This window comes from Aeromonas sp. 62-46 (assembly GCF_001898585.1).
In the GTDB taxonomy this organism is placed as follows: Bacteria; Pseudomonadota; Gammaproteobacteria; order Enterobacterales; family Aeromonadaceae; genus Aeromonas; species Aeromonas caviae.
This window is the reverse complement of record NZ_MKUI01000003.1, coordinates 165,743-190,262: the sequence shown is the minus strand read 5'-3', so window position 1 is coordinate 190,262 and position 24,520 is coordinate 165,743. Positions and strand designations below refer to the sequence as shown.

General features: G+C 56.4%; 29 protein-coding genes. 7 read left to right on the top strand and 22 right to left on the bottom strand.

Features of this window, described 5'->3' with window-relative positions:
• Positions 1–944 (top strand): phage portal protein (locus BGO64_RS01010; protein WP_286700008.1); only part of this gene is annotated, 944 nt, incomplete at its 5' end.
• A 401-nt stretch (positions 945–1,345) separates the two neighbouring features.
• On the opposite strand, the gene BGO64_RS01005 is transcribed toward BGO64_RS01010, so the two are convergent.
• From BGO64_RS01005 to BGO64_RS00990, 4 genes are all read right to left on the bottom strand, one after another.
• The gene (locus BGO64_RS01005; protein WP_286700007.1) at positions 1,346–1,918 is read right to left on the bottom strand and encodes a hypothetical protein; all 573 of its coding nucleotides are present in this window, start codon (positions 1,916–1,918) and stop codon (positions 1,346–1,348) included.
• A gap of 301 nt (positions 1,919–2,219) precedes the next feature.
• Complete coding sequence (locus tag BGO64_RS01000) at positions 2,220–3,056, bottom strand: hypothetical protein (RefSeq protein WP_286700006.1); 837 nt, start codon at positions 3,054–3,056, stop codon at positions 2,220–2,222.
• 173 nt (positions 3,057–3,229) lie between these two features.
• Positions 3,230–3,862, bottom strand: a complete 633-nt coding sequence (locus BGO64_RS00995; RefSeq protein ID WP_286700005.1) for a P22AR C-terminal domain-containing protein — start codon at positions 3,860–3,862, stop codon at positions 3,230–3,232.
• A 479-nt stretch (positions 3,863–4,341) separates the two neighbouring features.
• Entirely contained in the window at positions 4,342–4,767 is a 426-nt protein-coding gene (locus tag BGO64_RS00990; protein WP_286700004.1) for a GIY-YIG nuclease family protein, read from the bottom strand.
• 268 nt (positions 4,768–5,035) lie between these two features.
• On the opposite strand from BGO64_RS00990, the gene umuD reads away from it, so the two are divergent.
• The 3 genes from umuD (at position 5,036) to BGO64_RS00975 (ending at position 9,752) form a co-directional block, all read left to right on the top strand.
• Positions 5,036–5,458: a translesion error-prone DNA polymerase V autoproteolytic subunit gene (gene umuD / locus BGO64_RS00985; protein WP_286700003.1), complete on the top strand. Its 423-nt coding sequence runs from the start codon at positions 5,036–5,038 to the stop codon at positions 5,456–5,458.
• 439 nt (positions 5,459–5,897) lie between these two features.
• Positions 5,898–8,612 (top strand): AAA family ATPase, encoded by a 2,715-nt coding sequence (locus BGO64_RS00980; protein ID WP_286700002.1) that lies wholly within the window; start codon positions 5,898–5,900, stop codon positions 8,610–8,612.
• 87 nt (positions 8,613–8,699) lie between these two features.
• The gene (locus BGO64_RS00975; protein ID WP_286700001.1) at positions 8,700–9,752 is read left to right on the top strand and encodes a DUF3800 domain-containing protein; all 1,053 of its coding nucleotides are present in this window, start codon (positions 8,700–8,702) and stop codon (positions 9,750–9,752) included.
• A gap of 125 nt (positions 9,753–9,877) precedes the next feature.
• Here the strand turns inward: BGO64_RS00975 and BGO64_RS00970 are convergent, their stop codons facing one another.
• The 4 genes from BGO64_RS00970 to BGO64_RS00955 are packed head-to-tail and all read right to left on the bottom strand — an operon-like array spanning position 9,878 to position 14,989.
• Entirely contained in the window at positions 9,878–10,285 is a 408-nt protein-coding gene (locus BGO64_RS00970; RefSeq protein WP_286700000.1) for a TetR family transcriptional regulator, read from the bottom strand.
• Positions 10,282–12,171, bottom strand: coding sequence for a site-specific integrase (locus tag BGO64_RS00965; protein ID WP_286699999.1), 1,890 nt, complete (start codon positions 12,169–12,171; stop codon positions 10,282–10,284). Before BGO64_RS00965 ends, BGO64_RS00970 begins: the two co-directional genes overlap by 4 nt.
• Positions 12,168–13,844 carry a site-specific integrase gene (locus BGO64_RS00960; protein ID WP_286699998.1) on the bottom strand — a complete coding sequence of 559 codons (1,677 nt, stop codon included), beginning with the start codon at positions 13,842–13,844 and terminating at the stop codon, positions 12,168–12,170. The genes BGO64_RS00965 and BGO64_RS00960 overlap by 4 nt, the downstream gene beginning before the upstream one ends.
• Complete coding sequence (locus tag BGO64_RS00955) at positions 13,844–14,989, bottom strand: tyrosine-type recombinase/integrase (protein ID WP_286699997.1); 1,146 nt, start codon at positions 14,987–14,989, stop codon at positions 13,844–13,846. The genes BGO64_RS00960 and BGO64_RS00955 overlap by 1 nt, the downstream gene beginning before the upstream one ends.
• 99 nt (positions 14,990–15,088) lie before the next feature.
• Here BGO64_RS00955 and umuC point away from each other — a divergent pair, with 99 nt between their 5' ends.
• On the top strand, positions 15,089–16,348 hold the full coding sequence (umuC, locus tag BGO64_RS00950) for a translesion error-prone DNA polymerase V subunit UmuC (protein WP_286700013.1): 1,260 nt from the start codon (positions 15,089–15,091) through the stop codon (positions 16,346–16,348).
• Between the two features lie 15 nt (positions 16,349–16,363).
• On the opposite strand, the gene BGO64_RS00945 is transcribed toward umuC, so the two are convergent.
• The 14 genes from BGO64_RS00945 to BGO64_RS00880 all read right to left on the bottom strand — a co-directional run bounded on the left by BGO64_RS00945 (position 16,364) and on the right by BGO64_RS00880 (position 22,702).
• Positions 16,364–16,699, bottom strand: coding sequence for a hypothetical protein (locus tag BGO64_RS00945; RefSeq protein WP_286699996.1), 336 nt, complete (start codon positions 16,697–16,699; stop codon positions 16,364–16,366).
• 61 nt (positions 16,700–16,760) lie between these two features.
• Complete coding sequence (locus tag BGO64_RS00940) at positions 16,761–17,237, bottom strand: hypothetical protein (RefSeq protein WP_286699995.1); 477 nt, start codon at positions 17,235–17,237, stop codon at positions 16,761–16,763.
• Complete coding sequence (locus BGO64_RS00935) at positions 17,234–19,567, bottom strand: replication endonuclease (protein ID WP_502686707.1); 2,334 nt, start codon at positions 19,565–19,567, stop codon at positions 17,234–17,236. The genes BGO64_RS00940 and BGO64_RS00935 overlap by 4 nt, the downstream gene beginning before the upstream one ends.
• The gene (locus tag BGO64_RS00930; RefSeq protein ID WP_286699994.1) at positions 19,564–19,821 is read right to left on the bottom strand and encodes a hypothetical protein; all 258 of its coding nucleotides are present in this window, start codon (positions 19,819–19,821) and stop codon (positions 19,564–19,566) included. The genes BGO64_RS00935 and BGO64_RS00930 overlap by 4 nt, the downstream gene beginning before the upstream one ends.
• Entirely contained in the window at positions 19,818–20,126 is a 309-nt protein-coding gene (locus tag BGO64_RS00925; protein ID WP_286699993.1) for a hypothetical protein, read from the bottom strand. Before BGO64_RS00925 ends, BGO64_RS00930 begins: the two co-directional genes overlap by 4 nt.
• Positions 20,123–20,332, bottom strand: a complete 210-nt coding sequence (locus tag BGO64_RS00920; RefSeq protein WP_039040893.1) for a hypothetical protein — start codon at positions 20,330–20,332, stop codon at positions 20,123–20,125. The genes BGO64_RS00925 and BGO64_RS00920 overlap by 4 nt, the downstream gene beginning before the upstream one ends.
• Positions 20,329–20,520 (bottom strand): hypothetical protein, encoded by a 192-nt coding sequence (locus BGO64_RS00915; protein ID WP_223956666.1) that lies wholly within the window; start codon positions 20,518–20,520, stop codon positions 20,329–20,331. The genes BGO64_RS00920 and BGO64_RS00915 overlap by 4 nt, the downstream gene beginning before the upstream one ends.
• On the bottom strand, positions 20,517–20,690 hold the full coding sequence (locus BGO64_RS00910; protein WP_286699992.1) for a hypothetical protein: 174 nt from the start codon (positions 20,688–20,690) through the stop codon (positions 20,517–20,519). The genes BGO64_RS00915 and BGO64_RS00910 overlap by 4 nt, the downstream gene beginning before the upstream one ends.
• A 2-nt stretch (positions 20,691–20,692) precedes the next feature.
• The gene (locus BGO64_RS00905) at positions 20,693–20,869 is read right to left on the bottom strand and encodes a hypothetical protein (RefSeq protein ID WP_223956668.1); all 177 of its coding nucleotides are present in this window, start codon (positions 20,867–20,869) and stop codon (positions 20,693–20,695) included.
• Positions 20,870–20,936: 67 nt separating this feature from the next.
• The gene (locus BGO64_RS00900; RefSeq protein ID WP_286699991.1) at positions 20,937–21,389 is read right to left on the bottom strand and encodes a hypothetical protein; all 453 of its coding nucleotides are present in this window, start codon (positions 21,387–21,389) and stop codon (positions 20,937–20,939) included.
• 45 nt (positions 21,390–21,434) lie between these two features.
• The gene (locus BGO64_RS00895) at positions 21,435–21,659 is read right to left on the bottom strand and encodes an Ogr/Delta-like zinc finger protein (protein WP_286699990.1); all 225 of its coding nucleotides are present in this window, start codon (positions 21,657–21,659) and stop codon (positions 21,435–21,437) included.
• An 8-nt stretch (positions 21,660–21,667) separates the two neighbouring features.
• Entirely contained in the window at positions 21,668–22,177 is a 510-nt protein-coding gene (locus tag BGO64_RS00890; RefSeq protein WP_104455960.1) for a phage regulatory CII family protein, read from the bottom strand.
• Between the two features lie 37 nt (positions 22,178–22,214).
• The gene (locus tag BGO64_RS00885) at positions 22,215–22,484 is read right to left on the bottom strand and encodes a hypothetical protein (RefSeq protein WP_045526470.1); all 270 of its coding nucleotides are present in this window, start codon (positions 22,482–22,484) and stop codon (positions 22,215–22,217) included.
• Positions 22,485–22,504: 20 nt separating this feature from the next.
• Positions 22,505–22,702 (bottom strand): Cro/CI family transcriptional regulator, encoded by a 198-nt coding sequence (locus BGO64_RS00880; RefSeq protein ID WP_286699989.1) that lies wholly within the window; start codon positions 22,700–22,702, stop codon positions 22,505–22,507.
• A gap of 120 nt (positions 22,703–22,822) precedes the next feature.
• Here BGO64_RS00880 and BGO64_RS00875 point away from each other — a divergent pair, with 120 nt between their 5' ends.
• Both BGO64_RS00875 and BGO64_RS00870 read left to right on the top strand, forming a co-directional pair.
• On the top strand, positions 22,823–23,521 hold the full coding sequence (locus BGO64_RS00875) for a LexA family protein (protein WP_286699988.1): 699 nt from the start codon (positions 22,823–22,825) through the stop codon (positions 23,519–23,521).
• Positions 23,522–23,622: 101 nt separating this feature from the next.
• Positions 23,623–24,507: a BRCT domain-containing protein gene (locus BGO64_RS00870; protein ID WP_286699987.1), complete on the top strand. Its 885-nt coding sequence runs from the start codon at positions 23,623–23,625 to the stop codon at positions 24,505–24,507.
• Positions 24,508–24,520 lie beyond the last annotated feature (13 nt).

Genomic DNA, 24,520 nt, shown 5'->3' with positions numbered 1-24,520 from the left:
TCTTATCGCAACGGGAGGTGTTCGACTACCTGGAGGCCATGCACAACGGCCGCTGGTACGAGCCGCCCCTTTCTCTCAATGGCTTGTCACGGGTCTATCGGGCCGGTGTGCATCACGCCTCGGCCATCCAGGTAAAGCGCAACATCCTGCGCTCCTGCTTCATCCCGCACCCCAAACTGAGTCTGGCCGCCTTCACCGGCCTGGTGCTGGACTACCTCATCTTCGGCAACGGCTACCTGCAGGCGGTGCAGAACCGGCTCGGCGGGGTGCTGCGCTATGACCACCTGCGCGCCAAGTACACCCGGCGCGCGCTGGATCTCAACCAGTATTGGTGGATTGCCCAGCCCGGCCAGGAGCAGGCCCTGCCCGCAGGCCGGGTGGGCCATGTGATGGAGGCGGACATCAACCAGGAGATCTACGGCATCCCCGACTATGTCGGCGGGCTCAACTCCACCCTGCTCAACGAGTCGGCCACCCTGTTCCGCCGCCGCTACTACGAGAACGGCAGCCACGCGGGCTTCATCATGCACATCACAGACCCAACGCAGAATGAGCAGGACATCAAGGACCTTAAAGAAGCCCTGCGCCAGAGCAAGGGTCCCGGCAACTTCCGCAACCTCTTGCTCTACACCCCGGGCGGCAGCAAGGACGGGGTCAAGCTGATCCCGGTGGCCGAGGTGGCCGCCAAGGATGACTTCCTCAGCATCAAGAACGTGAGCCGGGATGACCAGCTGGCCAGCCACCGGGTACCGCCCCAGTTGATGGGGGTCATGCCCAACAGCACCGGCGGCTTTGGCGATGTGACCAAGGCCGCCCAGGTGTTCGACATCAACGAGATAGACAGCATCAAGGCCAGTCTGCTGGCGCTCAATGACTGGGCGGGGGAGGAGGTAATCCGGTTCAATCCCTACCGACTGTCAGATCTGACAGGGCAGGCGGCATAGGCGAGGCTACAGTTACAAGGACCTTATGAGTCGCTAAAACGGCGTAAGAGAGGCCCCCTCACCGAGGGGGCTTTGTTTTGCCTGGCGTTCAGCGCCCTGACGCCCCGGGGCGGCGGCCCCTCAGCACCCAGCGCGCGCAGTCAAGACCCCGCCTCGCCTGCCCGCTTTATGTGTCGATTTCCATGCGGGTGAACGACGGGGGGAGGGGAACGGCTCCCCGCGCCAGCACTGGCCGCGCGCAGGATGTCGGATCCTCTCAGCGATCCTTCACTTTCCGTCAGATCCTTTCACGTACAAACAAAGGAAAGTAGAGGGGGAGGGTGAGCCCTCTCGTTTAGTTACTTCCAATGTCTAGAGTGGCGACAGATGGTACTGAAAGAGCTTTCGATATTAAATATCTATTACAGATTATTTATGCCAGAAATTTCGGCCATGAAATATCTGAGCTTAGTTTGTAAGTCTTTATAGCACTCTATTGATTCTTCATAGGCCTCAGAAATATGATAAGTATCATCATTAACTGCGTCAGTGATTTTACCATTTTTCGCCTTAGCTTTTTCTAGGCTATCGATAAGTTCCTTATCCATTAAGGAGCGATATACCTCTAGAACATATTCTTGTTTATCGATGAAATTTTTATAAACATCAGGCTCTGGTTTTTTTAGGTTTGTAGGCTCTGGATGTGGAGACATTTTTTCGTATTCCACATCCAAGTAATATTCAGAAGCTTTAATTACTAATGATAAACAATGTGCTAAATCAAGCAAGACAGTTTTGTTTATTTCCCATATTCTATCTTTCCTTTGCTTTGATACTGAGTCGAAGTGAATAATTGCTGCCACCACTGTGGCAAAAGCAATAACAATATTTGTTATCAAGCCTATATCAATTTTTAAATTTGCAACTAACATAATCGAAAGCAATATAAATGATAGGAATGTCCCTATAGTAATTCCCATTAAAAACTGAAACATATTCCTCCAGGATGATTTGATGTTTTTCCAAAGCCGCAAAGATTACTATCTTATTGGTTTTACTTTAACGGTGTAATCGCGTAGCTGGGTGGCTAAAGTAACCAATTTAAGTGTACGATTTATTAAATAAATTTCTTAGTGTCCTTGTTAGTTTATTGCTAGTGGCTCAACGCTGGTCAGGAACGTCATCGCGACACTGGCAGATACAGCCATACTCACACCAGCGATGTTATCAATAATTACCATAGTCAAGTTATCCATGATTCTTACTTTAACATTTATGCAGAATTATCGAAATTAATTAAAAATAGATACTTCGATAGAGGTTTTTTATTTCTTGCACAGAGCAAGCGTGTAAAGCTGCTGTCATATCATAATCTAGCATTGGACTTATAGACAGTAAATCTACTGCGGACTCTTCTGTAGGGAGGCGTACGATTATAATTTTGCGTGTTTTTTTCCTTATTTTAGTCGGGATAGAATTCTTGGCTATTTCAGGAAATCCAATAATAAAACAGCTCAGTTCAACCAAAAGTTCATCTGTTAACATTATTGCTTTCTCTGTTAGGTCTGATACCTCGCATATTTTAGATTGCCCGAATAATTCTAATAAATGTTCATCTGAAATTTTTTTGGCATGAAGCTGTCTCAATTGAGGTATCATCTCCTCAAAACTTTCATTTCTTTTTTTCCAAATGAATAGAGCTTGGTTGTAATTTTTAAATAATATATCCAGGTGTTCAATTCTTTGCCATTTACTATATATGTCACCGACATCAGTTGGTGCCAAAAAGACTAAGGTGGATATTTTGAAATTAATGGCTGGTTCATCAATTGGGATGCGTGGGATTGTCATCAATCTTTGGTATGGGCTTGATGATAACTCATTATGGTAATTGCTCTTGATTGCCATTAAAATATTTCTAGCCTCACTCGCCTTCAGTGTGGCATCATTTATCGAGTCTACATTTTGAATATGGATGCGATTACGCTCTTGAGTATTAACCGCATAAAATGCGGCCCATGCGCCTAATGCAGCGCTAGAAAGCGCACTGATAGCAGGAAATATATAATCCTTTATAGGGTTGGAGTATAGGCCATGTATTGCCTCAGTTACCTCCTTTAGTGAACCATCCAATACAAATTCTCCTAGTTATACGATCTTCACAAGTTTCATTTTTATATTTTAAAATGTCATTGGTTTACTTTATTGACGTGATACCTGTATGTATTTTTATATAAAATGCCATGAAGATAGATTACCCCTAGTGAGATAACTGGTCACGCACTGCGGTGCGTGACCGGTCACAATTACCAACTTTTTGTCATTGGCAGGCGGTGCAGGTGGGGGATCAACCTGTTCCAGTCTCGGTTGCTGTGGGTTGCGGGCTGCACATGGCGGGTCTTGTCGGCCAGGATCCGTTGGGCGGCGGCCAGGGTCATCGGATATTCGTGGATGATGGAGTAGTAGGTGCCGGCTTCGCGGTGCTCGGCGACATCGAGCAGGGGATAGATGCGGCGGGCGGCCCCCATCATGTAATCTGCGGCGCGCCACAGCCACGCCAGCGAATGCAGTTCGTCATCGGTCAGGGTGAGGAGGGGCTGCGGATGGGCGGCGGTTTCGCGGTCCAGCACATCGAGCACCCAGCGGCGAAACTCTTTGGCCAGCGCGGTGCGGGAGAACATGGCGATCAGATGGGCGCCGCGCAGGGAGAAGATCCGAACCTCTTTCTCGCTGCTGCCATTGCCGAACCCCTTGACGGTCAATTTGACCGTCAAGGTCATGCAGGGGGTAAATTCGTCGGCATTACGGCGATAGATTCGGCTCACGGCATCATCGCTGGCATAGCCAAGGGCTTGGGCGATTTGTGGTGCGGTCAGCCAGGGTTGGCCCTGATGGGGGATAACAGTGAACTGGGTGTCATGGAAGCGGATGCTGTTCATTGTGGTGTCTCCAAACGTCGTTGGGTAACGCCACCGATGACGCCAATCATCTGGTGACGAACTGAACGAGGTTGGCGTACCGGCCACAATGAACCCGGCGCCCCGAAGGGCCCCCGCCCAGCCCGTCATAACTGACAGATGTAACTGGGTTGCACAAAAAAACACGCGAGAGCGTGTTGTGCTCATTGTGGAAGTTCGGGACGCCAATCCCGGCAACGGATTTTGCCGTTGCCCGCGCAGTATCGCGCAACAGCGCGACACCAATCAACCCCAATAGTCCCCGATGCTCCTTTTTTGTCCCTTTCCGGCCCTCTGCGGCCCGAATCAGCGCTTATCAGGAAAAATCGGCACCATCACCCGCCCAGCAGCACAACACCGCCGGCAGGGTACCGGTTCTACACAGGGAAGGGGACGTTAGTTTCGGCAGGAAACATACACAGGGCGCACAAGGCGCCCTTAATTAGTGGTCACAGACCATTTTAAGCGGTAGTCGGCTCAACAGTGAATCTAGTGTCAAGAAACTGAGTTCTCCCAGTGAGTACAATGGTGCTTGGTTTGTGATTGAACTCTTCTGTATGTTCAGAGTTGAATTCTGGCTTGTGACGAAAAATCATTGCAGCCTCACACCGCTCTCGATGTTCCGGTGGCACTGCGCCAAAGGTATAGCAGAGTACTTCGCCAGTTTTGAGGCTTTTAGACCAGTCTTCAAACCTATTATGATTTGCAAGTCGCTCGTTCACATTTTTAGATTCACCAATGTAGATGAGCTTTTTCAGTAACACTTTATTGTTTTCGGAGTCAAAAACACAGCGGTATACACAGTAAATGCCTGATTTAGCAGTGCTTTTATCATTTCCAAATTGCAGTTTGTAACCTTCGAAGTCAATTTCAAACTCTGTTGCCACAGCGCTTCTCCTTAAAAATTGAGATGTAGTATTGATAATCCAAGCGGGTTTGCTTGGAGGGGCCATAGACTACCTCTTTGCCCCGCATGGGTCACTTATAGGTCTTGTGTGTTCGGTCACATTATCTGGTTTCTGTTGAGACTGATGTCATCGTGGCTTTCAACGTTAGGGGCTGATAGTGAATGGCGGAGCCAAACGCCGCACGGTGATCCGATTTTGGCGCCTTGCTATACTGGTTATCCATACAGTGCTTCTTGAGATTGCCAGCATGTTTGCTCAACCCACACTAGATGCCCCCTTGTTGGAGCTCCCCCTGTTCCTCTCCCCGGTGGCCTGCGGCTTTCCGTCGCCGGCGCAGGACTACACCGAGCAGACCATCGATCTCAACCAGCTGTGTGTGGCGCACCCGGCAGCCACCTACTTCGTGCGGGCGGCCGGTGACAGCATGGTCGACCACGGGATCCGCGATGGCGACTTGCTGGTCGTCGACCGCAGCCGCAAGGCGCGCCACGGTAGCGTGGTGGTCGCCGCGGTGGATGGCGAGTTCACGGTGAAGAAACTGCAGCTTGAGCCCACCGTCGCCTTGCTCCCTGGCAACCGGGCCTATCGCCCCATCCATTTCAACGATGGGCAGGAGCTGGAAATCTTCGGGGTGGTGGCCTTTGTCGTGCACCAGGTGGATAGCCCATGAACAAGCGCTGCGCCGTCGCCCTGGTCGACGTGAACAAATCCTGACCCTTACTAACCGTTAGTATTTGTTTTATTAATACAATTCAATTGGTTACATTTGGTAACTATTTATAAATTTTTTTAGGTGCGCATTCTACGGAATCTGGCCAATGACAAGAATCTGCATAGGTAAACAGCTTTGGCAGCGATGCATTCGGAATGTGATCATGCATGGCACCTCTGCGGATCAATCCAATGTTACTATCACCGAAGCCAGCCTGCGGGGGCTTTGATTTCGATCGCGCTATCTTGATATCAAGCACTTATCCCCTGAAGGCGCTGGATTTATTGAATTCGAAGCTGTTGCCAATTCGATTTCGGCATCAGAAGATGGAGGTGGAATTTTCACATTTTCACAGCGACTGGATGTTGGCCACGGTACGTTTACAGGGGATAAAAATATGAGTTCGGCTCGGCATGACTACCAGCAATTCCTAACTTGGCTTCATCTTCCTGAACGCGGTGCTACCGAAGATACTCGACGGTTTGCAAATCTGGTCGACCAAGATTTCGACACCGTGGCCGCACACTCGCGCGCTATGAGCCGCCGATCGGTTCTATTGGCTTCCAAGGCTAAAGAGTCTCTGCTCCAGACCGACTTTACACCTCCCGCAGCTGCAGGAACGGTTACTGTTGGTGAGTGGGCATGGAGCGCACTGCATAGTCTTACCATTGGCCCTTTTCGTGGCTTCAGAGTGGCTGAGACGTTCAATTTTCCTCAGCGAATTACCATGTTCTACGGCCCTAATGGCAGCGGTAAAACGAGTCTCTGCGAAGCGTTAGAGTTAGCACTCTTGGGGGCCGTAGATGAGGCGTCGGCTAAACGGATCCCTGCTCAACGCTATTTCGCGAACCTTCACGAAAATAGGTATGAAGCCCCCACCCTCGCTGCACGAAGCGCGGAAGGCCAGGTATCGGCAGTGCAAGCGGACTCAGAGGCCTATCGATTCTGCTTCGTTGAGAAAAACCGCATAGATAACTTTTCGCGAATCGCATCTAAGAGCGCAGGTGAAAAGAAGGATCTGATAGCGGCTCTGTTTGGTATGGAGCAGTTCCATGACTTCGTCACTAACTTCAACGAGTCGATGGACCAGCAGCTCAATCTGGTTGCTATCCAAGAGCAAGAGCTCGAAACGCAGCGTGCAGCACTGCAGCGCGATCAAGCAACAATAGATGGCGAGCTCCAGGCGGTTCAGATAATCGCGCAAGAGGAGACTGCCTATGCTGGAGCGTATGCTACCGGCCTCTCGTACCAGCAGCTTCTTGAGCTCATCGGCAGCGATGCCGCCCCAGGTCGTCTGCATTACCTCAATGCGCAACTGGATGGGCCAACTCCAGGTCTCTATGGCGTCAGCAGCGAGGCGTTAGTTGCGGCATATCAGGCTGCGGATCGTAAGCAGGAGCTACTCGAGGATGTGGACAAAAGGCTAGCTGCCAAGACTGGTGAGACCTCCTTCCAAAATCTGTACAACGCGGTTCTTGGCTTACAAGCCTTGTCGCCCGATAACTGCCCAGCTTGCGGGACGCCAATCAATGGTGATTCTCACGTTGTACGTGACCCATACGAGCAGGCGCGTGACGGTCTGGCTCAGCTTCAAGAGCTCGCTAGTCTGCAGGCTGAAAAAAACGTAGTACGAGGAGAATGGGAACGTGCGTCCCGAGGCTTGGAGGGGCTGTTAACTGCCTTCGGCCAGCGCGTTAGCGCTCAGCCTGATCATGCCGATGACAGGGTGCGATATCTCGCATCTCCGGGTGCTGACCACCGTGCCGCCTGGTGGAAAGCGAGCTATGTAAAACAAGGCGATGCGCCTTCGATGGCGCAAAGGGTCGTCGATTTAGCAGTCGAATGCGAAAGGATTGATATCCAGACAAACCAGGCACTGGCAGATCGCGCAGCACTGGCACAAGAGCGCACTCGGCTTGTTCAGGCAGCGCAAGATGTTGCAGGTTTTCAAACACGTCGCGCTGAGATAGCCCGGCAAGTCGGCATAGCTAGACAAACAATTGCCAACTTTGATCAAGCGAATGCAACACTCATCGATGCTGTGCAGCAAGAGGCTGTGCAGCTTGTACTCAGTCGGCGCATTAAAGCGGCCTATGACGAATTCTTAAGGCTGCTCAAGCAGTTCAGAGCAGAGCTGCCTGGTACGCTCATAGCTGGGCTTAACACTGTCGCTCTGGAGATCTATAACGAGTTCAACAGACGCGATCATGACGGCGACAAGCTAGCGGCACTTTATTTGCCGACCAACGAGGAAGAGCGTATCGGGCTGGCGTTTCGCGCTGCCCCAGATACCAGGGTAGATGCGTTACACGTCCTCAGCGAGGGACATGTTCGTTGCCTGGGCGTCGCAATCCTTCTTGCAAAGGCGCTGCATATTAAGGCTCCGACGATCATCTTTGACGATGCGATCAACGCGATTGACACCGAGCACCGTGAAGGCATCAGAGAGGCGATCTTCCAGAGTGATCGCTTCGCAGCAACTCAAATTATCGTCACGTGCCATAGCAGCGAATTCATCAAGGATCTGCAGAACCATGTCGAGAAAGGCCAATGGACGGCCTATTACTTCATGCCTCATATCGGGGACCACCGGCCGCGGGTAAAAGGTAACGAGATCACCTTCAACTACTTGGAGCAGGCCCGTTCCGCCTTGGACATTGGTGACTGGCGCAACGCTTTGGGCGCATCCAGGCAGGCCCTGGAGATGCTTACGGAAAAGATTTGGAAGTGGCTCGGCAAGAACGACCTCGGAGTAATAACCCTGCCGTTAGCTGGACGCGGGGCGGAGCCAAATCTGAGAAATCTCTGCGAGGCTTTGAAAAGACGGCTCGATGATTCGAGAACATTTGTGCACCAGGACAAGCCCGCTGTAATTCAGGGGCTTGGTGACGTCATAGGTGTTCCGGTGCAATCGAACGTATGGACGTATCTAAACAAAGGAGTCCATGAAGAGGCTGACAGAGATGACTACGATCCGAACCTCGTCCGCACCATTGTGGAGAACCTTGAAAGGATGAATCAGCTTCGGCTTGGCTCAATGCCTGTTGCTATCGCTGAAGCCGCCCAAGCGGCAGTTACGCAAGCGGTCGCTGACGTGGCTAATCCGCGATAACTGTTTTCAGTCATCGGTAACCCGGCGACACATACAGAGGAATAGCCAGGCTCTTCCTGTTCTGTCGACGACCTCAGGGAGTTGCATATGGAGTGCTTCAGAATCGACGAAAGTGGCTATACCGGATTTGACCTGCTAAATCTCGAGCAGAGGTATCAAGGGGCCGCAGCCATTGCCATTGATGATGATCAGGCCAGACACTTGATCCAAGAGCACTTTCCTAAGCTACAAGCGGAAGAGCTCAAGTACCGGGCTTTGTCACGCCGGCCAGCCAATCACCCACGGCTTCTGGCGTTGATGCGCGATGTCCTGACCGATCACAAGTGCGTTACCTACGTCTGTGATAAACGCTTTCTGCTACTGCTGATGTTTCTGGATTACGCAGTCGAACCGTACTACTACGAACGAGGATGCGACTTTTATAAGGATGGGCAGAACTACGCGCTCGGGTCACTGCTTTATGTGGCGGGCCCCACTCTTCTCGGAGAGGCAGCCTTTAAGCAGTTGCTCGTTTGTTTCCAGCGCGCAGTAAAGGAAAAAAGCCCTGCAGCACTTACCGACCTCGTGGCTGCTGCTCGCGCTACACGCTGGCAGGAATTACCGGAAGCTTTGGGGCCTTTGGCGCAGTATGCCGCGCCGGAATGCCTTCAAGCGATCGCTACATCAGGTGTCACCACTGACGCCACTTTTGTGGTGTTGCAATCGCTGATAAGTCGGATGGAAGTCATGGCTGATGGCCCCTACTTGGTTGAGCATGATCAGTCCAAGAACCTGCTTACTTACCATGACTTGCTGCTGCGCTTTATTAATCACAAGAAAGAAGTCACATTTCGCCAATCGGAGATCGCGAGCCTCACCTTTCCACTCAAGCTCCAGTCAGTGACACAAGTCGACTCAAGGGCCAGCCCTGCAGTACAGCTGGCAGACGTTATGATTGGTGCAGCCATTGAGGCGACTAACACGCTTACGGGACAGCGCGCCGGAGGGTTGAATCCTCATGATGTAATGTCCCTCTATGCGGATCATCAGATAATCCACATGCTGCCTTCGACTGACTTCGAAGGGCAGAAACGTTTCCGCCAGGGTACGCAGGCCAATGAGGTGATAGATTATTTCGGCAAAAATTTCAGTAATCCCTAGTGGTATTCCGCTTCGGGTGGAAAGCTATCTTCATCAGGCGACTGCTTTTGACCGACTCCTGCCGTTTGGCGATAGGTAGAAACCGGCCGATAGCAGTCATTCAGCAATGTGTGTTTCGCTTTACGTCAGAATATGCCTGGGGGCAGATCGATCACCTTGGAGTCACTCTGCTTTGCCTTTAGAAGTCGATTCTCGGCTATCAAAACCTCGTTGATGGAGGCAAGGCTGGCGACCTTGGCGCGCAGTCCTTCTATCTCCAGGCGAAGCGCGCGATTCTTCTCACGCTCCGCACGGAGCTCCTGGTGCTTCACATCGCGTTGAACTCGACTGGAACGCCCCTGAGCATCGCGGATCGCCTCAGCGATTATAGGGTAGTGGTTGTGGATCAGCGCTGTCGAAACGCCCGCCTCGCGCGCCACAGACGCGATAGTGACCTTGGATTCTCCGGTATGTGCCCGACCACGCTGAATGCGGGCTAGCGCGAGTTGCAAATCCCGCTCGCGGGCGTCCGAGGGCTTGCGTTTGATCGTCATGTTGGGTTCATCTCCGGGTCGTATCCAAGTTGCACGAGCACGTCACGGCAGCGCTCCAGGTCGCGCAAGATGCGCTGGCGGCCACCGTCACCAATGTCGTTGCAATCCAGCAACCCCTTCAGGTTGTCGTAGAGACGTTGGTATACGCCAATGTGGCTGCACCCAATCACTGCGTTGTGGCAGTCCCCGCAGCGAGTCCGCTCTAATGTGTTGCCGATGCAACGGTCGTCGCTGGCGGTACACCAGGCGTGGCCATTGCTGCGGATCGCGGTGCTCTCAGAAATTGAGGTCACCATCGATGTATGACTCTTGAAGATGGCGAGGTTCACCGGATCGCGCCGCCAGCGTTTGATTGAGCGACCGTAGCCTCCCGCCAGCGGTTCGTCCCCCATCCAAGTGTCAACGACGCCGAACTTGATGTCTTCGAGTTCTGTCTGGATGTCGCTGTACAACTCTATGTCGAGGTGCTGACCCCAATCCTCGTCCATGGCGTAGCCGAGCGTCATATCCATGGACCAGTGTGCGAAGTGCTCGCGCATGTAGCGCAAGTCTCCAAATTGGCTGTGTGCCGCGTAGTTGGCGAATTTGCGGCGGAATTGATGGCTGGCGAGGTTCCAGTCCAGCCCACAGCCCTGCACGAACGCCTTGAGAATATGGTTCCACGTAATGCCCGACAGGGTGCGAACTAGATTGCCCTTTGCAGGGCACACCCCGAGAAAGAGTGCATGGTGATGCTTATGCGCCGTGGCGATTTCTGGGTCGCGCAGGTCGACCTTTCTACGCTCGGCAATCTCGGCGGCGATCATAGCCTGATACGGCTCGGCCCAACGCTCCATCAGGCGCAACACGCGCACGGCGACCTCGGGGATCATCCAGTCGTGTACCCCAGTGTTGGTCTTATCCGACCTGGAACGCATCCAGTGATAGATCGTTCCCTCGTCGTCCTCGGTGCAGTGGTGCGCGCCCGACTGGACGTTGGCCAGTTCGTGGTTGCGGCAACCGGAGGTGCTGGCCAGCACGATGTAGCAGGCAGTTCGTAGATCAAGGATCGCCTGATTAAATGCCCCCAAGCCGCCTTCCCAGCCCAAAGTGGCGAGGTGGCGGTTTTTAGCCTCGATGACTGTTCTGGCAACCTGCCTTCTCCGCTGTGCTGCGACGGCATTGAGGGCATCGCGTAAATCGAGTAGCGCCTTGCCATGCTGAACCTTTTCATAGGCACTCTCGAACAGGGCGCAGAGCACCTCATCCGGCATCAGCGGTGTTTTGCCGCCCTGTTTGCGGGCCGTGCCGCTGCCGGCCAGCGTATTCGCGGAAGTATCAGGCCAGGGATGCAAAGGGATCGGATCGTGGGTGTACTGGCTCAATTCATGAAGCGCTTCGACGGCCATGAAGCGACGCTCAAGGGCGCTTTGAGACAGCGGCTTACCTTGGTTCCGGCTCGTCTGCTGGTACGCCCGACACTCGGCAACGTAGTACGCGCAGACCATGGGTGTCACCGCGCCGAAGCGAGTGAGCTTGAGCGCGTTTAAATGCCGCAGGAAGGGTAGCGCATTCTCAAAAAAATTTCGCAAAGTGCTTGCTCTGGGTCGCTTCTGCCCAGCGCGACCGCGCCGCAGGTAGCGGTACAGCAGGGCCTTCATCACGTCTTTAAACGCACAGGGCACGCGGCTGAAGTCCTGGCGCCGCAAGTTGTCTGGCACGTTGCTGGTAAAGCCGTCCAACAGCCAAATGTCGTCGCCATAGCGGCTGAGGATGACCCAGTGGTCATCGACCAGGATGGCGCTCACGATGAGTGCGTCGCGATCGATCTCGGGTAGCTCGCGTATTTCCCCCGGTTGGGACTCGATGTTTGCCCAAAATGGCGTGACCAGGTTGTTGCCGCTCACGCAAAGATCTCCAGCTTCTCCACCACATCGGACGACCAGAACGGGTGCGGCTCGCGGCGCGCACGCTCGCGGGCGGCTTCCACGGCCGCCGCTTTGAAAGTCCCGCGCCGCAGCCCCTCAGCCACAATGTAGTCGTCAATCAATCGAGGGATGTGCGCGTATTCCTGTGTCCAACGCCGCTTGTCCATGCGTGTGCGTTCCGCGAATACACGGAAGTAGAAGCTGAATAGGCGGTGCAGATCTTCCTCTGTCACTGCGTAATGCTTGCAGCGCAGACAGTTGAGGAACGAGAAACACGCTGCCCCTTCACGTTTCGGTGCGTACTGGCCGTTCATCGGGTCGCCACAGCGCCCCATCGGGGTGGTCTGGTAGGTCGCGCCGATGGTGCAGGTCAGTAACTCTTGAACAAGTATCTCGCCCATAAATTTCCAATTGCGCCTCGCGTCCCCGCTAGGTGCCAAATAATTTCGCCCGGCCACCTGTGGCGTGTTGCCAAGCGCGATGGCCGTGGTCACCAGATCGCCCCCTAGTAACTCGAAAATTCGGTTGGCGAACGTTTTACGGAGACGAGAGATGTTGATGCACAGCGGTTGGCCGTCGATATCGGTGAGCCCGTGGTCGGCCACGAGTTTCTTGATCGCCAGCTTCAACGTCTCGCCAGTCAGTGCAATGACCCGGCCGGGGCCGGGGCCGCGATGCACGCGATACAGCCACACGCGATCCTTGAGGTCGTCCGGGGCCTCCGCGCACAGCGGTTCGCTGTGGGCAAGGATGCGCCGGATCAGGCGCTCGACATTGGTCTGGACAGTTGGCGTGGATTCCAACAGCTGTGCAGCCCTGTTCTCGGCGCGCAGCGCCACCTTGTGACTGGTGTGGCTGCGGCGCTTCCAAAGGACCAGGAATACGCTGTTGTTCTTGGGATGGGTGCGCAGGCAATTGCGCTCCATCTCCAGCAGCGGCGTGGTGTTTCGCCCGGTGTGCAGTGCTACAGTCAGCAGGGCATAAGCCAACAACTCGCCGGTTACTGGGGTATCGTCGAGCCAAATCGGCATGACCGCTTGCCTGAGCGCGGTGGTGAAGGCCTGCCGCTGACGCTTCGGCAGCGGCGTTTCTCCCTTATGCTTGCCACTGTTTGGAAACGGATTTCGTGGGAAAGTCGCATCGTCCCCCGTGGTGACCAACGAAATAAGCCCACGCTGGCCCAACGCGTGAAGGACGGATTTCGCGCTGGTGTAGTGGCCCCTCTGGCTAAGGGTGGTGATACCCAGTCCAGCGAGGTGGCCAAGAAAGCCGTCAATTACAGCGCGATTAATATCATCCAGGGCCAGCCCGCGCCTGAGCGCGGTTGCGCGCAGCTCAATGTAGTTGAGAAAGTGACGTAAACCGCCTTTACAGATACTCGCCACGGAACTGGCCTCGAGCCCGCCGTCCTGCCGGGCCAGGAAGCGTTCGATCTGCCGCTGGCAGGCATAAGTGATCGGGTCGATGCCCGTGCCGTACCAAGGGGCGAAGTCGATGCCCCGGGAGCGCGTGGCATTGCGCCCGAAGGCGACCGTAGTGGTGGCCGGCGGAATCGCCTCGGGGATAATGACAACACGACCCGCCGCATCGCGGCTGTGCTCGACATGTGGGACGCGGAGGTCGGTCCTATTGAATACCTTACGTTTGCCCATCAGACCGCTCCCAGCCCTTCATTCAACTCATCGTCGTAGGCCAGCACCGCGTCGTCGGCCAGTTCGTTGACCAGGTGCAGGTACACCATCGTCGTTTGAATGGAGCTATGGCCAAGCTGCCGCTGCACGAACACCAGCGGATCCGCCCCAGCGCGGTTGCGCTGGAGCGTGACCAAGGTATGGGTGGCGTAGGTGTGGCGTAGCATGTGGGTATGGACCCTGATACCGGCGCGCTTGCCGGTTTCCCGGACGATACGCGCGATGCGCTTGCCATCATCAGAGTAGGGCTCACCAAACTGGTTCAGGAACAGCGGCTCATGTTTGGTGCGGCTCAATGAGGCTCGCTCACCGCGAACCTGCACTACGTAACGATGCAAATCAGCGAGGAAGCGGCGACTGATGTAGATGTCGCGCGGTTTGCTGCCCTTGGTGCGCATGCCATGTCCATCGAATGGATCGAGACGAATCCGGATGTTGCGCTCGCGCCTACCTGCTTTATCCGGATCGAAGATGTAGGCAAGCGGGAAAGAGGCGATTTCCTCCCGGCGCAGTCCCGTCTGAAGGCCGAGCCGAATCATCATGCGGTGATGCGGATTTTCCTGCGCCGCCAGCAATGCCTTGATCTCATCCATGCTCAGAAACTTCGGAAGCGCCTGATGCTTGCGCGGCATTATGTCGTTCACCATGGCTTTGCCGCCGCTGGCATCGACGTGGGCAAGGAAGCCAGTAACGCGTTTGACCATCCGTTCCTCATAGCCAAACGGGAGTCTGCTCACCCATCCCTGCTGCTTTGAATACTCGTAGAACTTGCATACATAGTGCAGCCGTTGACGGGTTGTTGATAAGGCCAACTTGCACTCCACCAGGCAGTAGTCCCGGTAGGCCGCTACGACACTCTTGGCCTCGCCACGGTCCACGTCGCGCCAGTCAAGATCATGCGCTTGGAGGAAACTGAAAAAATCGTAGAGCGCACGCCCTGTGCTTGGCCATGACTTTCGTGACCCAATAGCTCCACGCAACAGGTAGTGGCGAAAAAAATCATTGGCTGGGACGCAACTTTCCAGCGTGTCCCAAAGCAGGATCGGAAAGCCTGGATAAGGACGACCGGCAATCACCAAATCTTCGGTAGAACACACTAGCTCCATCAACCAACCCCCAGTCTCCGGCTTATCCCTGTTGCTTCTAAGACTACTTTTTAGATCTTTTTTTAACTCATTGTTTATAAAGCTACTCAACTCCTAACCATTAGCAAGCCCCAGAAGAACAACTTCTACGCCAGCTGCGAGCGGTTGTTTCGCCCAGACCTCAAGGGGCGGCCCATCGTGGTGCTCTCCAACAACGATGGCTGTGTGGTGGCCCGTTCGGCGGAGGCCAAGGCGCTCGGCATCAAGATGGGGGTGCCGTACTTCCAGATCCGCCAATTCTTCGAGGCCATGGGCGGGGTCTGGTTCTCCAGCAACTACGCCCTCTATGGCGACATGTCGAACCGTGTGATGACCATTTTGGAGGGGATGGCCCCGGCGGTGGAGGTCTACAGCATCGACGAGGCCTTCATCGAACTGAGCGAGTCCTGGGCGGGCGACCTGGTGGCCTATGGCCGCCAGATTCGCGAGCGGGTGCAGCAGTGGACGGGGCTGACCGTGGGGGTCGGCATCGGCCCCACCAAGACCCTCGCCAAGCTCGCCAACTACGCCGCCAAGAAGTGGCCCGCCACCGGCGGTGTGGTCGATCTGCGGGATGAAGCGCGGCGCGCCCGGCTGATGGCGATCACCCCGGTGGACGAGATATGGGGCATTGGCCGGCGGCTGTCGGCCAAGCTGGAGGCCCAGGGCATCAAGACCGTGGCCGACCTGGTCGCCGCTGATCCCAAGGCACTGCGGCGCCGCTATGGCGTGGTGGTAGAGCGCACGGTGCAGGAGCTGCGGGGGATCCCCTGCGCCGAGCTGGAGCAAGAGGCCCAGGCCAAGCAGCAGATCATCTGCTCGCGCTCGTTTGGGGAGCGCATCACCCAGATAGGCCCCATGCACCAGGCGCTGGCCGGCTACATGGAGCGGGCCGCCGAGAAGCTGCGGAGGGAGGGGATGTGCTGCCGGCACGTGACCCTGTTCATTCGCACCAGCCCATTCAGCGACCGGGAACCCTATTACGGCAACCAGGTGAGCACCAAGCTGGCGATGCCCACCCATGACACCCGGGCGCTGTTGGCCCTGATCCCGGAACTGCTCCCGCGCATCTGGCGCGACGAGCAGCGATACCAGAAAGGGGGCGTCATGCTGGCCGACTTCACCCCCGCCAACATGCAGCAGGGCGACCTGTTCGCCGCACAGCAGCCATCCCCGCGCAGCGAGGCGCTGATGCAGGTCATCGACAAGATCAACCAGGGGCGGTTGGGGAAGGTCTACTTCGCGGCCCGAGGCCGCGACACCCGGGAGTGGATGATGAAACGGGAGCAGTTAAGCCCCCGCTATACCACCGCGCTCAGCGAGCTGCCGGTGGTGAAGTGATGATGGCGGCGGGTGTCAGTACATCCGTTCGATCTGCTTGCCAAAATCCACCATCATCCATCCGGCGGCAAAAAAGCTGGCCCAAGTGAGGAACCCAATGAAGGTCTCCGGGATCATGGCCTGGATGATGGGCCACTGGTCAAACAGCCCTGGTGGAGTGGGGAGTGTCGCTTTGCCATCCGTGATGGTCAGGAGTCTGGAAAAAGCCCGTTCGAGACGGCGTTCAAACAGGAGAGTTCTGACGCCCAGCATCATTGCCGCCAAAGAGGACAGCATCAGCAGACCCCCCAAGCACTTCAACACCCCAGGCTCCATGACCAGTGAAGCCAGAATATCTTTCAGACGCTCCATGTAGGCTGTCCAATAATGGATTTATTCGGAGCACTATATCTGTTTTACCCGCCATTGGCATTTAGCTGCGATGATCCTCCACTACCTGGTGCAGTGCCGGCCGGTATGTTGGGTTGAGCCGCTCGGCGGCGCCCGGGTTGGCGCGGTCGGTGGCGCTTCCCGGTGCGATAAAGAGGGTGCGACCAGTGACGACGCACCGGATGGTGCCGCTCTGGTCGATGGCCACGGGGGTGAGTCCGTTCACCTTATGGCGGCGGCCAATAGGGCGGCCGTCTGCGGAGTGCACCGGCACGGTGGGGCGGCTGGCCTTGGCCTGATACGGGTTTGGAACTTCGGTGGCAATGGCCGGCAGGGCCAGCGATAAGGGGCGAGGGTGGCGGCGGCGCAGAATGGCAGACGCAACAGCCTGCTGTTTGCCCTTGAGCATCCCCACCCACTGGCTGATCTCGTTGGCTGGCCAGCGCTGCTGAAGAATGCAGGTTACCCGATTATCCAGGCGGCGGTACTCTTCGCGGCTGACGGTCTGCTTGTTGTTCATACCCACTCCTCGCTGTAGTCGTCTTGTTCCTGCATCCACTCCGGTGCATCCAGCCCTTCCAGCACACGCCACATCTCTGACTGATAGGGCTGCGGCAGCATCTCTATCCAGCGGTGCGCCCCGGCGTGGCCCTGCGCCTGGTAGACCTTGCCGCACAGCTCAACCAGCATCGGCCAGTCCTGGTCTCCGTCCGGTACCGCGTATTCATCCGGCATGCCCTGTTCGGCTGGCATCTGGCCTTCTGGCTGCCAATCCGGTTCGCTCGGGATCGCCCGGCTCGACTGCACCTGGCCGTTCTCCAGCCAGAGGGTGAAGCCGTCCGCTCTGACGCTGGCGCCAGCACGCAAGCGGTCGATGGAGAAGGGCGATAACCCCCATTGTTTCCTCATGATCTGGTCTGCAAAGGCATCAGGATCCGGCCGCGTACAGTTATTGTCAGAGCTCCAAGGTGCCGGGCTGTCGCCCGTCTTAACCCCAACCCCCCAAGCCGAACCTTCGGCGGCCTTGGTGGCCTCGTAGGTGCCTGCTGGTACCACCTCCCAACCCATAAGGCGAGTGCGCACCCCCAGGCGGGCTGTGTGCAGCCCCATCAGGCGCTTGATGTCTTCGCCGTAAGCGTTGGCCTGCTCCTCAATGAGGTGGGCCAGCTTGATGGGGTGATCGGCACGGGGGGCTATCGCGCCGCCCATGGCTTCCAGGTAGCAGCGGAAGATGCCGTGATCGGCTGCGAAACGAGCCGCCTCAAAGCGCGGGTCTTGCAGTACCGGCTTGGGTGGCCCCACCAGATCGCCGTGCTTCTTGGCGTTGCTGATGCGGCGCAGTTCGCGCCAGACCCCGACAGGGGCGCCGCCGATCTGCTGGAAGGTGCGGATCCCCCACCAACTGGCCCAGGCGCAAGCATGTTGGGCACCTTGATCAGCAGGGGTGTCAGATTCCTGATCACCATCAACGTGCTCGCCGTCGATGTTCTTGGCGATGTACTTGGCGAGATAGCCGGTTGCATCGCCCTTGGTGGGGTCGATCATCTTCCAGTCAAAACGGGGTGTGATATCGGTAAAGGTTGGGGCAGCCATGGGGACGCGCACCAGCTCGTCCTTGTCGTCGGTCAGGGCGTAGTGCTGCAGGGTGCTGATCACCTTGTTGCGATCGCATGGGCGCATAAACAGCAGCATGTGCCAGTGTGGCGTGCCGTCATGGTGTGGCTCGCAGACTCTGAACCCATAAACGGGCGTGTCGTTTCGCTTGAGCGCAGCCCGGGTCAGGCTCCACAGCTTGGCAAGGTATGAACAGGTCTGGCGCGGGGTTGCCCCTTCATACTTCTTGTTGTCGATGGCCTTGCCGTTTCGGCCGGTCTTCCAGGCATGGAAACGGCTCGGGGCTGTCCAGGTGAAGAATACCCCCACATGACCCTGTTTCTCAGCGTAGTCCTCGAACCCTCGCATACGAGTCATCATCTCGTTGCGGCGGTTGACCGGGTTGGAGACGCTGGCCTCCCAGCAATCCTTCATCGAGATCACCAGGTCATGCTGGCCGTTCATCACTTCTGTGTCGGCCAGCCAGCGCATCATGGCCCGCTTGCGCTCGCGTACCACTTTCATGGTGGCGTTCGAGACATAGGCGGAGACGCCCTTGCGCACTTTGCCGAGCAGAATGGCGATGTGCTCCTGCAGGCGATCCCAGCAGCGATTGACGCGCCTCTCCCACCACTTGGCAGAGAGCAGGCGCACAATGACGCTCAGGATCCAGTTATCTCGAGCCTCTCTGGTTTTGAAATCCGGCATCTTGGCGACAAATCCCCACTGGTCGGCTGGCTGCTTGATGGCTTCCCATGTCTCCATCAGATCCAGTTCACCGGCGGTGCTGTTCTGCTCGATATTCTTCCAGATGGCGGCGGTCTGGTTGGCGAACTGGTGGGCCACCCGCTTGCGGCCGTCGTCGTCGCGCAGGTGCTGGGAATCGACCGGCAGGGCCATCATCAGGGAGCGGACCCACTTCACTCGTTCCCGCAGCCAGATGTTTGCGCTGCGGCAGTTGCGAGTGGTGCCATCTTTACGGCGGCGCACGTACTGCTTGAACAGCACCTGGGTGAACTGCATGGAGAGGCCATCGAGCAGTTGCACCGCCCAGACCAGATCGGATTCACCAGGGGCGCCCACAAAGGCGGCTTCGAGCTTGGTGCCCGGCATGGCGTTGGCAAGGGCATCGATGCGGGTCTTGAGGGTCTTTTTCGACAGCGGTAGCTGGTTTCGTTTCGGCGGCGGCAGACGGCTGATCGCAAAACCAAACTGGCCAGCCTCGGCGGCTGGCCCTGTGTTGTTCTGATGGTTCATTGGTGATGGGGACCCGACAGCTCTTTGATGTTTTTTCGGCAGGAGGCCAGAGCATGACGGGCATGCCTCGCCATCTTTCTGGCTGCGACACACTGGCGCAGGGTGAGGGATACCGTGCAGCGGGGGCGGGGGGATAGCTGGCGCATTGCCAGCAGGTCGCGCTGATAGCTGCGCAGGCGGGACTCGTCGCCCATCAGGGTATCGAACCACCTATCCACACGGTTTTGCAGGTCGGAGATCAGGCGGTGGCTCATTTGATGATCTCCCCCAGTCCGTGAATTGGTGCGCAGTCTGCCCACCACTCGGCCATTTCTCTCGCCAGCGTGACTTCACCGCTCCCCAGCGCCAGCCAGTACACGGCGCGGATGGCGCCCAATGCCAACAGCTCAGATGCATCGAGATCAGCCCACAGAACCCGCGCCCGCTCGTATTCAGCGCGGGCCTCTTCCCAATGCTTGGCTAGCTGGCTGACCGGTGCGGGAGCTTGCAGATGAGAGGGGCCAGCTTCGCAGATACCCAGCTCGTCAACTGGAGGCTCGAGTTCAAACAGGTCACTCATGCCTCATCCCCCATCACGGAGTCGTCATCGAGCAGATCCGCAGGTCGGCTGGTCACGACCAGTTGCACCTGGATGTACTCATCCCCGGAATACAGCTCCCCCAAGGCGATGCGGTTTTCCTGCTCGCCGGTGGCCAGCAGTTCGGTCAGCAGTGGCAGCACGGCCCGCTCTGCCCGCTTGGCAATATGAATGGCGTCGATGCTCATGCTTGGGCTCTCCGGTTCATGGTGTGGAATAGCTGGTGCCAGCGCAGTTGCTGGCGGGCCTGCTCACGTAGATTGCGACCCTCGGGGCCGCGCCTGGTGGTGTAGGTCATCGCCCTGATGCGGTGCGGCAGATCGGCCAAGTCGGCCAGGGCAGCCTGCCGGGTGATGGGGTGGAACAGTTTTTTCATGCCACCCCCTCGATGATGCGAATCGAACCAGAGCTCAGGCGCTCCATACGGGCGTACCCGTTTTTGCCGCGCAGCCAGGTGGTGCCACAGTTGATGTACCCGCGACTGACCAGATAGGCGCTGGCGGCCTTGATGGTCGGTTCGGTATGACGAGTGATAACGGCGGCCATGATCAGATCCCCCCACGGCTGTTGACGCATGACCAGACCGCACGCCAGGCCATGGCGGCCGGGCGTTCTACTGCATGGATCAGGTCAGGGCTGGAGTTGTAGCGTTGACCCACACGGGCCAGCTTGCGGTTTTGCAGGCGCAGGTTGCGCACAGTGTCGAGAATGGCTAGAGTTGGCATGTCGATTTTCCTAGTCGATAAGTGATTGATGAAAGCCCGCTGGTGTTGGCGCACCGAAGCGGGTTTTTTATTGCCCGATTGCTCGCGGGCCGCTTTGCGTCATCTGGTTGGCCGCCATGACGGCGCGTTTCATGCGCAGCTTGGCGGCTCTCTCCCTCTTCTCTCGCTCGATATCCCCGATAGCCCTGGTCACTGGCGCCGGGTGCCATACCTTGGTGTCACAGCCGCCGCGAAACTCCCCCTGATACTCGAGTGCAATCACCGCCATCCTTACCGCCTCGCGCTGTGCGTGAGGCAGGGCGGACAAGGTGGCCGTCATCAGCTCGCTCCGTGGCTGGCGGGCGATGGCACAGATGGCTGCTTTCTTGGCCTGGCTCAGAGCCAGCCAGTCGGTGTCCAGACTGGAGCGCGTTTTGCCGAGTAGCTCCCGCAGGATCTGACAGCCGGCGGTGTTCATGGCGATCTGCTCGGCGGGTGTCAGACCCGCCAGATTCCGTTGTTCGTGATCGATGTGTGGCATGGTGGTTTCTCCTTTACCTGGGGCTGAGTTGAGGCGCCCAGTGACTCACTGGGCTACTGCCTTCGCCCTACGTGGGACCATGGGCAGCACAATGGCTGGGTTGGGCATGGCACTGGGGCTGATGGTCGCGATGATCTCGAACCCCGCCTTGAAGGTGTGGCCGCACTCCACATTGCTGCACTGGTAAGTGGCAATGCCGCACAGCGGGCTCATCCGGGTGGAAGTGCGGGTGCTGGCGCGGGCTCCGCAGTGGGGGCAAATCAGTCTCATGAAATCTCCTAAGCCCCGGCCGCCATGCGCGCGATATCCAGCGCACAAGACAGAGAGGGGATGGCTTGGTATTTGTGCTCGATCTCGGTGATCAGAATGGCGAGGTTGCCCATGGCTGCCGTCGCCGCACCGACCAGTGCATTGCGTTGCCCCTTGGTCACGCGGCCGCTCTCCACCACCTTCAGTGCCTGTGCGCCGAGTCCGGCCACCCTGGCCGTGGTATCGATCACCTGATGGGCCAGGCTGGGGGCTTTCTCCCGCTCGGGGATGGCAACAGCCGTCAAGCCACAGCCAAACAGGGCGCCATCGAACAGGGTTTCATCGCCCTCACTCGCCTGAGTGATGGCAATCAGCTCGGCCACCGTCAGTTCGTGGGGCTGATCGGGGTTTAACTTGTTGCGCAGGAGCTGTGGGTTCATGCCTGCCCGCTGGGCGATCTCGGCCATGTTGTGACTGGCCGCAAAGCGTTGGCAGGCGCTGATCCAGTGCGGATGTTTGCTGGCGTATTCGGTAAACATGCGAGCTTCTCCTTGACCCGTTATGGTGTTTGCAGGTTCACGCGAGCGTCATGGTGACGTAGCGCTCGGCCTGATAACGGGCCTGCAGGAACAGGGCGTAGAGGTTGACCTCGCGAGGAGCGCCCGGGCCGTCTTGCAAAATGGGCAACTGGCCGCGATCGGCGCGCTTTTTGATAGCCCCCAGGCTCATGCCCTGGCGTTTGGCATACTCCTCCAGGCTTTCGCTGACGCGATTGCCAAAGGGGTAATCAAGCGGCAACTGGCTCACATCGCTGGGGATACGGATGGGTTTGATTCGAGTAACCATGGTGAATCCTTCTCAGGGGTTCAAACACAGGGGGTGGGTTGTTGCGGGGTGCTGTGCGCGCCGGCTTTCAATTTGCCGCCGGTCAGCACCTCGATCTGGTAGGCGCGGCCTTGGGGGATGGTTTCGTCCCACTTGCTGACAGCGGCGTGAGAGATCCCAATAGCCCTGGCAATGGCAGTGATACTGCCGAAGTGTTCTAAGACGTCATGTTTCTGCATTCTCGACCTCACAAAATATAACTTAAGGATCATATATAGCCGAAGCGTAACTTATGTAATAAACGGGAGTCAAGAGAGTTTGATACTTAAGTGCGATTTTGGAGTGGTAACTTAGGTTTCATGGAAACGATCAATGACCGCATAACTGCCAGTCGGCAGGCACAGAAAATGAGTAAGGCTGAGCTTGCCCGACGTGTTGGTATTTCCCATGCGTCTGTTAGCAAGTGGGAGTCGGGACTTAACCAGCCAAAGGGTCGCTATCTCAATGATTTAGCGGCAGCGCTGGGGGTCACTGTTGACTGGCTTTTGACTGGCGACGGGGAGGCGAGGGCACAGCCTGCACCAGAAGTGATGCCTGGATATCACAACGTCGAACCGGCCGTGATCCCGCAAGGTACGCGCGTGCCAGTGCTGAGCTATGTTCAGGCCGGCCACTGGCACGAGATGTGTGAACAGGCCACGGCCTTCGATGGCAACGTCGAGTATGTGACGGCGGGGGTGGATGTCGGCCCTTGTGGTTTTGGCCTCTGGTTGCGTGGCCAGTCGATGGAACCCTTCTTTAAAGAAGGCGACCTCATCATCGTTGACCCCGACGAAGCGCCCCAACCAGGGGATTTCGTCGTGGCCAGGAACGGCAGCGAAGAGGCCACCTTCAAGAAGTACCGGCCCCGAGGCATCGACGAGAGCGGACAAGAGGTGTTTGAACTGGTCCCCCTCAACGACGATTACCCCACCATGCACTCCGACCGGCAGCACATCCAGATCATCGGCGTGATGGTAGAACACAGATCATATAGAAAAAGACAAACAGGGCGCTAATGCGCCCTGTTTTTATATCCGTTGCCAGCTTACAGACACGCCCAGACTCACATAACAATGGACGACATGCTTGAGCGGCAGAGACGTTTTAGGGAGAAAACATGTCAGAGTTCAATGATGTGCCAATGTCATTTGGTTACAAGCGCAATAAGCAAAAAGCACTGATCAGTCTTCACGGTATCTTGAGCGGCCTCACTGCCGATCAGCGTCTTAACGACACTGAAGTTCTCTTTATGGCAACTTGGTTGAAATCAGACTCCGAGTTCAAAAAAGATGGTGATTTCCTCGATATTCAAGATCTCATCCACGACGTTCTCGAAGATGGGATCATCACAGCCGATGAGAAAGAAGACCTACTGAACCTGCTCAATGATGTGCTGCAGTACAACGAGATTGAGCACGACAACATGGATGCGTTGGTCAATATGTTGCTCGGCTTCCTGCAAGGCATCAGTGCCGACAGCAACATCGTGGAACAAGAGGTGCATGCTCTTAGAGCGCTGTTGCTCAAGCATCGTGACTTGTTGGCCTCATGGCCAGGTAGTCTGCTGTTCAACCGCCTCAACGATATTCTGGCAGATGGCGAAATCACCGAAGACGAGCGCGAAGATCTGTTGGAACTGGTGAAACAGATTTCCGGGCAGCGCTTCACAGAATCAGGTCTTGCGGCTGGGATGGCGACCGAGTTCTTTGCCGATGGCAATGTGATGAGTCTTCGAGGCAAGACAGTCTGCTTCACAGGAAAGTTTCTCTCCGATACCCGTCACAATTTAGAGCAGCAAGCCAAGCTGCTTGGTGCCTCCCCAGTGAAGGGGGTTACTACGCATCTCGATGTGCTGATCGTGGGCAGCCTGGCCAGCCGCGATTGGATGTTCACCAGCCATGGCCGCAAGATTGAAGCAGCAATTAAAGCGAAGGAAAAAGGGCAGGATATTCAGATCATCAATGAAGAAGACTGGGTTCGGATTGCGTCTGAACTTTATTGAACATTTGAGAAAG

What these genes read in the sequence shown, in the direction of transcription:
- BGO64_RS00995 (WP_286700005.1), bottom strand. Translation starts at nt 3,862, where the DNA reads ATGAACAGCATCCGCTTCCATGACACCCAGTTCACTGTTATCCCCCAT.
- BGO64_RS00915 (WP_223956666.1), bottom strand. Translation starts at nt 20,520, where the DNA reads ATGAAAAAACTGTTCCACCCCATCACCCGGCAGGCTGCCCTGGCCGAC.
- BGO64_RS00900 (WP_286699991.1), bottom strand. Translation starts at nt 21,389, where the DNA reads ATGCCACACATCGATCACGAACAACGGAATCTGGCGGGTCTGACACCC.
- BGO64_RS00895 (WP_286699990.1), bottom strand. Translation starts at nt 21,659, where the DNA reads ATGAGACTGATTTGCCCCCACTGCGGAGCCCGCGCCAGCACCCGCACT.
- BGO64_RS00905 (WP_223956668.1), bottom strand. Translation starts at nt 20,869, where the DNA reads ATGCCAACTCTAGCCATTCTCGACACTGTGCGCAACCTGCGCCTGCAA.
- BGO64_RS00920 (WP_039040893.1), bottom strand. Translation starts at nt 20,332, where the DNA reads ATGAGCATCGACGCCATTCATATTGCCAAGCGGGCAGAGCGGGCCGTG.
- BGO64_RS00980 (WP_286700002.1), top strand. Translation starts at nt 5,898, where the DNA reads ATGAGTTCGGCTCGGCATGACTACCAGCAATTCCTAACTTGGCTTCAT.
- BGO64_RS00885 (WP_045526470.1), bottom strand. Translation starts at nt 22,484, where the DNA reads ATGGTTACTCGAATCAAACCCATCCGTATCCCCAGCGATGTGAGCCAG.
- BGO64_RS00870 (WP_286699987.1), top strand. Translation starts at nt 23,623, where the DNA reads ATGTCAGAGTTCAATGATGTGCCAATGTCATTTGGTTACAAGCGCAAT.
- umuD (WP_286700003.1), top strand. Translation starts at nt 5,036, where the DNA reads ATGTTTGCTCAACCCACACTAGATGCCCCCTTGTTGGAGCTCCCCCTG.
- BGO64_RS00875 (WP_286699988.1), top strand. Translation starts at nt 22,823, where the DNA reads ATGGAAACGATCAATGACCGCATAACTGCCAGTCGGCAGGCACAGAAA.
- BGO64_RS01005 (WP_286700007.1), bottom strand. Translation starts at nt 1,918, where the DNA reads ATGTTTCAGTTTTTAATGGGAATTACTATAGGGACATTCCTATCATTT.
- BGO64_RS00880 (WP_286699989.1), bottom strand. Translation starts at nt 22,702, where the DNA reads ATGCAGAAACATGACGTCTTAGAACACTTCGGCAGTATCACTGCCATT.
- BGO64_RS00960 (WP_286699998.1), bottom strand. Translation starts at nt 13,844, where the DNA reads ATGGGCAAACGTAAGGTATTCAATAGGACCGACCTCCGCGTCCCACAT.
- BGO64_RS00935 (WP_502686707.1), bottom strand. Translation starts at nt 19,567, where the DNA reads ATGAACCATCAGAACAACACAGGGCCAGCCGCCGAGGCTGGCCAGTTT.
- BGO64_RS00910 (WP_286699992.1), bottom strand. Translation starts at nt 20,690, where the DNA reads ATGGCCGCCGTTATCACTCGTCATACCGAACCGACCATCAAGGCCGCC.
- BGO64_RS00930 (WP_286699994.1), bottom strand. Translation starts at nt 19,821, where the DNA reads ATGAGCCACCGCCTGATCTCCGACCTGCAAAACCGTGTGGATAGGTGG.
- BGO64_RS00925 (WP_286699993.1), bottom strand. Translation starts at nt 20,126, where the DNA reads ATGAGTGACCTGTTTGAACTCGAGCCTCCAGTTGACGAGCTGGGTATC.
- BGO64_RS00940 (WP_286699995.1), bottom strand. Translation starts at nt 17,237, where the DNA reads ATGAACAACAAGCAGACCGTCAGCCGCGAAGAGTACCGCCGCCTGGAT.
- BGO64_RS00955 (WP_286699997.1), bottom strand. Translation starts at nt 14,989, where the DNA reads ATGGAGCTAGTGTGTTCTACCGAAGATTTGGTGATTGCCGGTCGTCCT.
- BGO64_RS00890 (WP_104455960.1), bottom strand. Translation starts at nt 22,177, where the DNA reads ATGTTTACCGAATACGCCAGCAAACATCCGCACTGGATCAGCGCCTGC.
- BGO64_RS00975 (WP_286700001.1), top strand. Translation starts at nt 8,700, where the DNA reads ATGGAGTGCTTCAGAATCGACGAAAGTGGCTATACCGGATTTGACCTG.
- BGO64_RS00945 (WP_286699996.1), bottom strand. Translation starts at nt 16,699, where the DNA reads ATGGAGCGTCTGAAAGATATTCTGGCTTCACTGGTCATGGAGCCTGGG.
- BGO64_RS00970 (WP_286700000.1), bottom strand. Translation starts at nt 10,285, where the DNA reads ATGACGATCAAACGCAAGCCCTCGGACGCCCGCGAGCGGGATTTGCAA.